Below are 9,654 nucleotides of genomic sequence, written 5' to 3' on the forward strand. Positions count from 1 at the left end.
TCTGGAGTCATTCAGTTATGGCCAATTCAAACTCCCCGGCGGACAACGCCTCCACACCTGAAGCGTCCCGACAGGCTCAAGGGCAGTATCAAAACTTCACACCGGTTCAACGTTTAAGCTTTGGCAAAACCATGGGCATCCTGTGGAACGCGCTGTTCCACAAACCGCAAAACACCCGCCCAAGTGCACCCGTCCCGGTGCAAGCCCTGACTCAAGCCGCGCTGATCGCTGCGCCGAACCACAGTGTCTATCGCCTGGGCCACTCCACAGTGTTGCTCAAGCTGCGCGACAAATTCTGGATCACCGACCCGGTCTTCGCCGAGCGTGCCTCGCCCGTGCAATGGGCCGGCCCCAAGCGATTCCACCAGCCACCGATCAGCCTGGAACAATTGCCACCGATCGAAGCGGTGATCCTGTCCCACGACCACTACGACCACCTGGATTACCAGGCTGTGCTGAAGCTCGCGGACAAGACCAAACACTTCCTTACCCCATTGGGCGTAGGCGACACCCTGATCAAGTGGGGCATCGACGCCAGCAAAGTCCGCCAACTGGATTGGTGGCAAGGCACGGAAGTCGATGGCATCCAGTTCATCGCCACCCCGTCGCAGCACTTTTCCGGCCGTGGCCTGTTCGACAGCAACAGCACCCTCTGGGCCTCGTGGGTGATGATCGACGGCGACACACGCATTTTCTTCAGCGGTGACAGCGGCTACTTCGACGGCTTCAAACGCATCGGCGAACAGTACGGCCCATTCGACCTGACCCTGATGGAAACCGGTGCCTACAACGTCGACTGGCCGCACGTGCACATGCAACCCGAACAAACCCTGCAAGCCCACCTCGACCTCAAGGGCCGCTGGCTACTGCCGATCCACAACGGCACCTTCGACCTGTCGATGCACGCCTGGTACGAACCCTTCGATCGCATCCTGGCCCTGGCCTGGGAACGCAACGTGTCGATCACCACACCGCAGATGGGAGAAGCGTTCAACTTGATGCATCCTCGGCGTGGTGGGGCGTGGTGGCTGGCGGTGGAAGGGGAGAGTGATCGGGTGGTGGTGCAGAACGCGTAAAGTTGTGGTCTCGGCCGGTCTGCGGACCGGCTTGGGAGCTCAACTAAATCAGTTAGCCACGCTAGTTCTTTAACTGCTCAAGGAACCCCGAGATCTTTTCCACGCTCAGGTCGCGAAACTTCCCTCGCAGTATTTCGTTTAGTTCTTCGGCAGACAATCCGAGCTTCTGCGCAGCATCAGTCTTACTCAATCGACCGCTTTCCAGCAGAAGGCCGATCTTCATAACGCATTCAGATTTGGCTCGCATATCACCAGCATCGGGAATGCCCAGTGCCTGATAAACGCAGTTTTCGCCATCGTCGATTTCGTTCATCTGTTGATCCTCACTCCACCATCGCAAAATCCGCCCGACCAACCGGATTCGGCGTCGACCCCTTCACATTCATCCCTCGACCCGGCGCAAACCCCGGGAAGAACACCAACCCTTCCGATTCGAACCGATAGGCCAGCGCCAGGCGAGTGACATCCAGCACCTCCTGGCGGGCCTCGAAGCGTTGAATGGCATCCACCGAGACCCGGGATTCCCGCGACAGCTCTTGCACACTCCAGCCCAGCATCGCTCGGGCCTGGGCGCAGTGGGCCGGGGTGAATTGGAAGAGGGCGATACGTTCCAGGGTGATTTTCATCGCTTGAGAGGCCATGGTGTTCTCCGGGCTCGAGAGTGTTGGTCAAAATATACTGTGTTTTTGTACAGTTGTTTTGAGCCCGGATCAAACGCATTTTTTGATTTTTCTTTTCAGCCAGACGAACGGTGACTGTCCCGGTGCGTGGGGAAACTGTCGAAGTCGCCAGGGAATCACAACTTGATTTGAGGGTTGGTAAAGGCAGTTTTTTTCGTAAGAATAGGGGCGCACTGTTCAGGTTTTCATGCAGGAGAATCTCATGCCGATCCTCGAAAGCGACTGGAAGAAGTTCAAGGAACTGCGCAAGATTGCGCTCGACCGTTTCTGCCAAGGTGTGCTCGCCGATGCCAAGGCTATTGCGCAACATGGTGCATTATCAGCTCATGCTCGCTATGGCATGCTTTACGGCCTGATCCATGATCGAAACAGGGATATGGCGCAGGTGTTCGACGATAACAGCCAATCCCGCTCCAGTGCGCTCCACGGCTTGAGTCTAATGGTTATGCATGACTTGCTGACTGAGGCAGAACTATCAGTGCTCAGTGAAGATGCCCTGAGCTACATAAAAGGGGTTGTCCGTCGTCCCTATGAACTCGAATGGGTCGACGAGATCGTCCCGCAGGACTGACCAACCTTTACCAGAGAACCAGGGATGCTGATTTTCAACTGTACCGAAGCGGCCAGCAAATTCTTCAGTCGTGTGCACAAGGGCAAGAAAATCACCAGTGTGGAAAGTCCACCATCGCCCGTCATTGAAGACAATGAGCCTGATGAGTCCGCCGAACAGTGGCTGGTCCACGCCGTCACTGTTCAACGCAAACATGTGCTGTTCGCCATTCACATCCCGACTCGTTACTGCATGATCTTCGCCGATGCAAAAAAGGCCGACGCCGAGGGGGTTGTTCAACGTTTTGCTGATCGCTGGATTAACGGCCTGATACGCCATGCAGGGCAGTTCGATATCCTTCAGTGGGTCGATGACGAGCCGATGATGGAGCGCTTTCAGGAAAGCAGCAGCCAGTTCCGCCTGTACCGACGCAGCCATCGCAGCGCGCAAAAACACATTGATGAAATCGCCTGGATTTTTCAGGATGTGCCGCTGAACGGGGCTCTTTACCCCCGGACGAGTTCTCGGCATGCCGCTTTGATGGCGATATGAATGACTGCCCAAGAAACAGCAAAGGCCATAAAGATTATTACTTCCCGGACTCGGAAATGATGGCCCACTGGTTACGTCGATACTGCGGCCTCGACGAATCAGGCGTCCAGACTGCACTGGATCGACGTATGGAGGTGAAACGGGAAACCTGGGCATTGCAAAGGCAACTCGACGCGCAATGAACCAACGCTGCGTTTCGTATTACTTGCCCGCCAACCCCGGCGCTTCCCGCACAATAAAGTGATCCAGATTTTCAATGTTGGCGCTGAACACCCCGAACGTCTGCTCGGGTTTTTTCTTGCTCGGCACCTGCTTCAGTTCGGGCGTCACGCCATAAAAGAAGCAGTACAACTCCCGCCCGCTCTCGATGGCGTGCTTGATCTCCTCCAGGAACGCCTTGCGCTTGCGGTAGCTGTCGATGAGTTTTTTGCTCAGGTAGACATTGACCGAGTAAGGCTTCTTCTCGAACCAGACCTTCTTCTCGAAGTCGATGCGAAAGCTCTGGGTGTAGTCCTTGATCACCTTGACCTTGCCCCAGTAAATCAGCCCCTTGTTGTCTTGCAGGTACTCGATCTTCTTGAAAAACGATCCGTAAGGCGCGGTGTGCTCGCCAATCTTCAGCGGCACGCGCTTGAGCAAGTCCTTGTCGTCGAAATTCGACACGAAACACTCCACCGGATGGGCGAAGACGCTGGTCTTGTCCGGGGCCGATTCCCTACTCGGTTGTTCGATATTGCTAGCCGCCTTACGCGCCAATGGCTCATCCCGAACCTCATCGGCAATCACCACCGGGCTGGACGGCTTACGCACATACTCACGCCGAGTCAGTAACAATTCCGACGGGAAATTTTCCTCGCGGCTGTCATCCGTTTCCGCCTCGTCCACACCCGACGCCGGCGTCTTCAAGCTGACATAAGGACACCCCTCGACATGCCGCGTACTCGGCAGGTTCTTGAAGTGCGGCGTGCGCACATAGTTCACATTCTTGGCGTTGAACGTGCCCAGCTCATTGGTGGCATCGAACGCCAGGCGACAGGCATCGTTGGGGCACTGGAAGTGTTCCCTGGCGGAGTCGAAATCCATCGTCTCGTCGAAATTCAGATCCCGCACGTCGTAGATCGACAACTTGTCGTTGAGGCTGAGGCAATAGGCGAGGTCGAATTTCATGTCGGCTTCCAAATCCTTTAGATGAACAGCTTCCAGTGATGGCGCATTCGAAGCAATAGCTACACTGATCACTTTGATATCGCCCCGTCGGCATGGTCCATCAAGGAGGGCGTTTATGAGCCATTCAGATGCTTCGCCCCCTATCCCGGAGCCGGGCCGGATAGCCCGCCGGGATGAACAGACCGGTTGGCGCCGTTGGCTACCGGGGCTGGGCATGCTGCGCGAATACCAATGGGCATGGTTGCGTTACGACCTCGTGGCCGGCCTGGTGCTGACCACGATGCTGGTGCCCGTCGGTATCGCCTATGCGGTGGCATCGGGTGTGCCCGGCATTTATGGCCTCTACGCGACCATCGTTCCGCTGCTGTTCTATGCCTTGTTCGGCCCCAGCCGCATTCTGGTGATGGGGCCGGATTCTTCCCTGGTGGCGGTCATCCTTGCCGTGATCATTCCACTCTCCGGCGGCGACCCGCAGCGTGCCGTCGCCCTGGCGGGGATGATGGCGATCGTCTCGGGAGCGGTGTGTATCCTGGCCGGTATGGCGCGCCTGGGTTTTATCACCGAGCTTCTGTCCAAACCGATCCGCTACGGCTACATGAACGGCATCGCACTGACCGTATTGATCAGCCAGTTGCCCAAGCTGTTCGGCTTTTCGATCGAATCCGACGGCCCATTGAGAAACATATGGGCCATCGCCTCGGCGGTGATGGAGGGAAAAGTCAACTGGACCACCTTCACGGTGGGCGGGCTCACCCTGGCGGCGATCCTGCTGCTCAAAAGATGGCCGCGGTTGCCGGGCATCCTGATCGCCGTGGTTGGCGCGACGGTCGCGGTGGGAGTGCTCGACCTTGCGACACGCGCCGGCGTGAAGGTCCTCGGTTCGCTCCCCCAAGGCTTGCCCGGTTTCGCCATCCCCTGGATCACCAGCGCCGACATCGTCCCGGTGTTGATCGGCGGTTGCGCCGTCGCACTCGTCTCGTTCGCCGACACCAGTGTGCTCTCCCGTGTCTATGCGGCGCGGACCCGTACGTATGTCAACCCGAACCAGGAAATGGTGGGCCTCGGCATCGCCAACCTGGCGGCCGGTTTTTTCCAAGGCTTCCCGATCAGCAGCAGCTCGTCACGCACGCCCGTGGCCGAGGCCGCCGGCGCCAAAACCCAACTGACCGGCGTCGTCGGCGCACTGGCGGTTGCCTTGCTGCTGCTGGTGGCACCGAACCTGCTGCAACATCTACCGTCCAGCGCCCTGGCGGCGGTCGTGATCGCCTCGGCCATTGGCCTGATCGAGATCGCCGACCTGCGGCGGATCTATCGCATCCAGCGCTGGGAATGCTGGCTATCGATCGTCTGCACGGTCGGCGTGGCCGTGTTCGGCGCGATCGAGGGCATCGGCCTGGCCATCGTGATTGCGATCGTTGAATTCCTCTGGGATGCGTGGCGCCCGTACTCCGCGGTATTGGGCCGCGCCGACGGGGTCAAGGGCTACCACGACATCAAACGCTACCCCGACGCGAGCCTGATCCCCGGCCTGGTCCTGTTTCGCTGGGATGCACCCTTGTTCTTCGCCAACGCCGAGCTGTTCAGCGACCGCGTGCTGGACGCCGTGGCGGCATCGCCCACGCCCGTGCGCTGGCTGGTGGTCGCCGCAGAACCGGTCACCAGCGTCGACGTGACCTCCGCCGACATGCTGGCCGAACTGGACGATACCCTGCACGCGGCGGGTATCGAGTTGTGCATTGCCGAGATGAAGGACCCGGTCAAGGACAAGCTCAAGCGGTTCGGCTTGTTTGCGCGCTTGGGGGAGACGGCGTTCTTTCCAACGATTGGGACGGCTGTGGATAGTTATGTGGCGAACTATCAGGTGGATTACAGGGAGCGGGAAGATGAAGGGAACCGATTGCCGTGAAACCCACGAGATCGAAATAGAGACTTCACATCAAGGAGCGAACCATGCCGAACAACTGGCCCGCAGGGATTGAGCACGTTGTCGTGCTGATGATGGAAAACCGTTCGTTCGACCATTTGCTGGGGGATTACACAAGCATCAATCCCGCGTGTGACGGTATCAACCGCAAGGCGCCCAGCACCAACCCGCTGAAGCTGGCCAATGGCAATTCGACGGTGATCACCCAGGCCTCGGAGTTCCCGGAGAACTACAGCCTGTGGGCGCCGCCGCCCCCTCTGCCTCCGGCGCTGCCGCCGGGCAACAGCGAGGGTTTTGACCTTGGCCACGAGTTCGTCAACGTGGAGAAACAACTGGGCGTCTCCTTCAAGACCAGCCCGGCCAACCCCACGCTCAACGGTTTTGCCCAGGACGCCTACGACAAGGCCCGCACCGACCTGAAAGTGTACAAAACCTGGTCGCAATCCATGGCCCAACGGGCGATGAACTACATCCCGTTCGGCGCTACGCCAGCGAAGGATACGCTGCCGGCCATCCACGGATTGGCGCGTAACTTCACCGTGTGTGACCGCTGGTTTTCTTCGGTGCCAGGCCCGACCTGGCCGAACCGTTTTTTTGCCATGCTCGGCAGTTGCAATGGTCATCTGCTGATGCCCTCCACCGGCACGGTACTGGCAGGCATCAAAAGCCTGATCGCACAGTTCGGTGGCGAGAGTATTTTTTCGCTGCTGCGCAACAATGGCCACGACGCGCGCATTTATTCCGATGGCGCCGTGCCGCTGGCGGCGCTGGTCAAGGGTGGTTTGCAGCACCTGAGCATCGAGGATTTCAAGTCGGACGTCGCCGGCAACAAACTCCCCGAACTGTCCTGGATCGAGCCGAGCTATGGCCTGCTCAACGGAAAACTCGGGCCAAACGTGTCCCATCATCCACCTGAAGATTTGCGCTTTGGCGATCAATTTGTCGGTGAGGTGTTCAATGCCTTGTCGGCCAATACCGCTGTCTGGAGCAAAACCCTGTTCGTGCTGCTGTACGACGAACATGGCGGCTTCCATGACCACGTGGTGCCGCCGACTTGCGTGGCGACCGGTTCAACGGTCGATGTCCCCTGGAAAAATCCCTTCACCCGCCTCGGCGTGCGTGTACCGGCGATCCTGGCTTCGCCGTGGCTCAAGCCGGGCTTGATCCCCTGGACGGGCGATGTCCAGGCGCAGCACTACGATCACACCAGTTTGCTGGCCTTTCTTTGCGATCATTTCAAATTGCCCCGCAGTGCCCTCGGCCCACGGGTGGTCGCCGCGCAGCACTTCGGCAATGCAGCCATCTGGCGTGCCGCGCCGAGCGTTACGGCTGCGCCGACATTGGCAGCCACCGTGGTGCCGAGTCGCGCCGGGTTGCCCTTGATCGAGTCCGAACTGGCGACCCAAAGTCGACAGGTGGTGGACAGCGCCACCGGTTACCTCGACGGACTCGATCCAGAGCAGATCTGGAAGAGCAGCGCCCAATGGGTCAGCGGTTTTCTCGGCAACCGCAGCCGTGCCTTGGCTGATCCGGGGCAGGCGGCACTCACGCCTGCCGCGCCCAGTGCGGACAGCCTGGAGGCGAAACTGCGGCGCCTGCAGGATCTGATGGTCACCGCCCAAGGGCAAACGGTTCCTCCGATTGCGGCGCCGGCCAGCAAAGCCTTGGTCGAGCCGGGAGCGGAGGTCGCGCCAACACGGCTGCGTGTCCTGTGCCTGCCCGGTGTTGGATTCAGCCGGGCAGCAGGCGGGCAGGGCGGCATCGACGCGAACTGGCAGGAGCAATGGCGCACATTGATCCGCACTCAACTGGCACAGAACGGTCGCCCCATCGATGACCAGGACATCGACTTTCTGACTTTCGATGACCAGCTCAAGGAAGGACCGGACTTCGCCCAGATCACCCGAGGCCTGGCGATGCTGAGGGCCGATGCCAGGGGCAAGGCCGACGAGAACTTCGGCAGTTGGGGCCTGCCGGTCAACCAGATGTTGCGCACCACGGTGGGCGCCCTCGTGCAATGGATCGAAGACGCCGAGTTACGCACGGAGTTGACTCAACATCTGCTGGCAAAGATCGAGGCATTCAACCCACAAATCATCTTCGCCCAAGGCCTGGGCAGCCTGATCGGCTACGACGCCCTGCGCCGTTCAGTGGCGAAAAAGGGGGCGGCGCTCAAACGCATCGATGGCCGAGTGTTCGTCAGCTTCGGCTCACCGATCGCGCTGCCACTGGTGATGCGCGAAGTGTGGGGCGGGCGGGTCCTGCGCCTGAGCGAAAACGGTCGAGGCATCCGCCGTTGGTTCCACCTGCACAACCCCAACGACGGCTTGCTGACCCGGCCGATCACCTCGCCGGACTCCGCGCGGGTCGACCTGCAAACCGAATTCAGCCTGCCGCTGCGCGATGACCTGCTCGACCTCAATCACGCCGCCCAGGCCTACTTGTCGTCACCCACCAGCCAGACCGGTCTGTGGCCGCAACTGGCCCGCGACGTGGTGGCGGCACGGGCACTGGAAGTGCCTGCGTTCCTGTCCCGCAGCGGCCAACGCAAACGCCGCGCCCTGGTGGTCGGCATCAACGATTACCCCGACCCGAGCGCACGCCTCGACGGCTGCATCAACGACACCTACCTGATCAGCCGCATGCTCCAGGAAAGCGGCTACGACGCCGGCGACATCCGTTTGCTGCACGACGCCCGAGCGACCCGGGCCAACTTCGTCGAGCGCCTCGAATGGCTGGTGGAAGGCGCCCGTGCCGGGGACGAGCGCGTGTTGTTCTACTCCGGCCACGGCACCCAGTTACCGGTCTACAGCAGCAGCGGCGAAGCCGATTGCATGGACGAAACCCTGGTACTCCACGACTTCGACTGGGACGACGACAGCACCCACTTCACCGACAAACTGTTCCGCCAGTTCTACAGCCACCTGCCATTCGACCCGGACGGTCACGGCGCCAAACTCACCGTCATGTTCGACTGCTGCTACGCCGGCGGCATGACCCGCGGCAACGGCCGCGTGCGCGGCATCACCCCACCCAGCGACATCCGCCACCGCATGCTGCGCTGGGACCCCTACGCCGGCGACTGGGACCGCCGCGTCTACGCCGTCGACGCCGACCGCCGCGACTTCAGCGAACAAGACAACAAAACCCGCGGCCTCACCCGCACCCGCACCACCCAAGGCGCCGCCACGGGCCTGCGCCCCGAGAAAAAAGCCCAACTGCTGCGTCAGGGCAAACTCTATGGTCACCATGGGCCGTACATGCCCCTGATGCTCTACGCCGCGCGGGAGAACGAAAAAGCCAACGAGTATGAGGTGGGCTCCAACCACTACGGTGCCTTCACTTATGCCCTGGTCGAACAACTGCGCAAACTGCATCAGGAGGATGCGACGTTGGGGTTTGATCAGCTGATTGAGCGGGTGGGGAGTGTGTTGAGTGCGAGGCGGCTTGGGCAGACACCGGAGGTTGTTGGGCCGAGTGGGGTTAGGGCGGCGGTGTGTCCGTGGCGGATTAGTGGGTTGGGGAGGTGATGTTCTAACTTTATTGCAGGCAAAGAAAAGGGCCGCTGGAAAATCCAGGAGGGTGTCCTAGATTTTGTGTAAACGGGATTTTTATTAAACCGTTAACAGACGATCTTCGAACTGGATACTGAAGCGATTCAAGGCCGCTTTCCAGTCCCGGATCGGCATCGTCCACTTCTTGCTG

At 60.0% G+C, this 9,654-nt stretch carries 7 protein-coding genes and 1 pseudogene; 5 read left to right on the forward strand and 3 right to left on the reverse strand.

Features of this window, described 5'->3' with window-relative positions:
- The first annotated feature begins 17 nt into the window (after positions 1–17).
- Positions 18–1,076: an MBL fold metallo-hydrolase gene (locus tag KGB07_RS21975; protein WP_046042300.1), complete on the forward strand. Its 1,059-nt coding sequence runs from the start codon at positions 18–20 to the stop codon at positions 1,074–1,076.
- A gap of 61 nt (positions 1,077–1,137) precedes the next feature.
- On the opposite strand, the gene KGB07_RS21980 is transcribed toward KGB07_RS21975, so the two are convergent.
- Together KGB07_RS21980 and KGB07_RS21985 are read right to left on the reverse strand one after the other, a co-directional pair.
- On the reverse strand, positions 1,138–1,389 hold the full coding sequence (locus tag KGB07_RS21980; protein ID WP_080925349.1) for an XRE family transcriptional regulator: 252 nt from the start codon (positions 1,387–1,389) through the stop codon (positions 1,138–1,140).
- A gap of 10 nt (positions 1,390–1,399) precedes the next feature.
- The gene (locus KGB07_RS21985; RefSeq protein ID WP_046042301.1) at positions 1,400–1,717 is read right to left on the reverse strand and encodes an XRE family transcriptional regulator; all 318 of its coding nucleotides are present in this window, start codon (positions 1,715–1,717) and stop codon (positions 1,400–1,402) included.
- Positions 1,718–1,958: 241 nt separating this feature from the next.
- Here KGB07_RS21985 and KGB07_RS21990 point away from each other — a divergent pair, with 241 nt between their 5' ends.
- Both KGB07_RS21990 and KGB07_RS21995 read left to right on the forward strand, forming a co-directional pair.
- The gene (locus KGB07_RS21990; RefSeq protein WP_223466542.1) at positions 1,959–2,327 is read left to right on the forward strand and encodes a hypothetical protein; all 369 of its coding nucleotides are present in this window, start codon (positions 1,959–1,961) and stop codon (positions 2,325–2,327) included.
- Positions 2,328–2,351: 24 nt separating this feature from the next.
- Positions 2,352–3,040 (forward strand): annotated as a pseudogene (locus KGB07_RS21995) (DUF6933 domain-containing protein).
- A 19-nt stretch (positions 3,041–3,059) separates the two neighbouring features.
- On the opposite strand, the gene KGB07_RS22000 reads toward KGB07_RS21995, so the two are convergent.
- Positions 3,060–4,025, reverse strand: coding sequence for a hypothetical protein (locus KGB07_RS22000; protein WP_223466543.1), 966 nt, complete (start codon positions 4,023–4,025; stop codon positions 3,060–3,062).
- Positions 4,026–4,140: 115 nt separating this feature from the next.
- Between KGB07_RS22000 and KGB07_RS22005 the strand changes: the two genes are divergently transcribed.
- Both KGB07_RS22005 and KGB07_RS22010 read left to right on the forward strand, forming a co-directional pair.
- Positions 4,141–5,931 (forward strand): SulP family inorganic anion transporter, encoded by a 1,791-nt coding sequence (locus tag KGB07_RS22005; protein ID WP_223466544.1) that lies wholly within the window; start codon positions 4,141–4,143, stop codon positions 5,929–5,931.
- Positions 5,932–5,975: 44 nt separating this feature from the next.
- Positions 5,976–9,479: an alkaline phosphatase family protein gene (locus KGB07_RS22010; RefSeq protein ID WP_223466545.1), complete on the forward strand. Its 3,504-nt coding sequence runs from the start codon at positions 5,976–5,978 to the stop codon at positions 9,477–9,479.
- The last annotated feature ends 175 nt before the right edge of the window (positions 9,480–9,654 follow it).

The organism is Pseudomonas sp. GL-RE-26 (assembly GCF_019956275.1).
Taxonomy (GTDB): Bacteria; Pseudomonadota; Gammaproteobacteria; order Pseudomonadales; family Pseudomonadaceae; genus Aquipseudomonas; species Aquipseudomonas grandcourensis.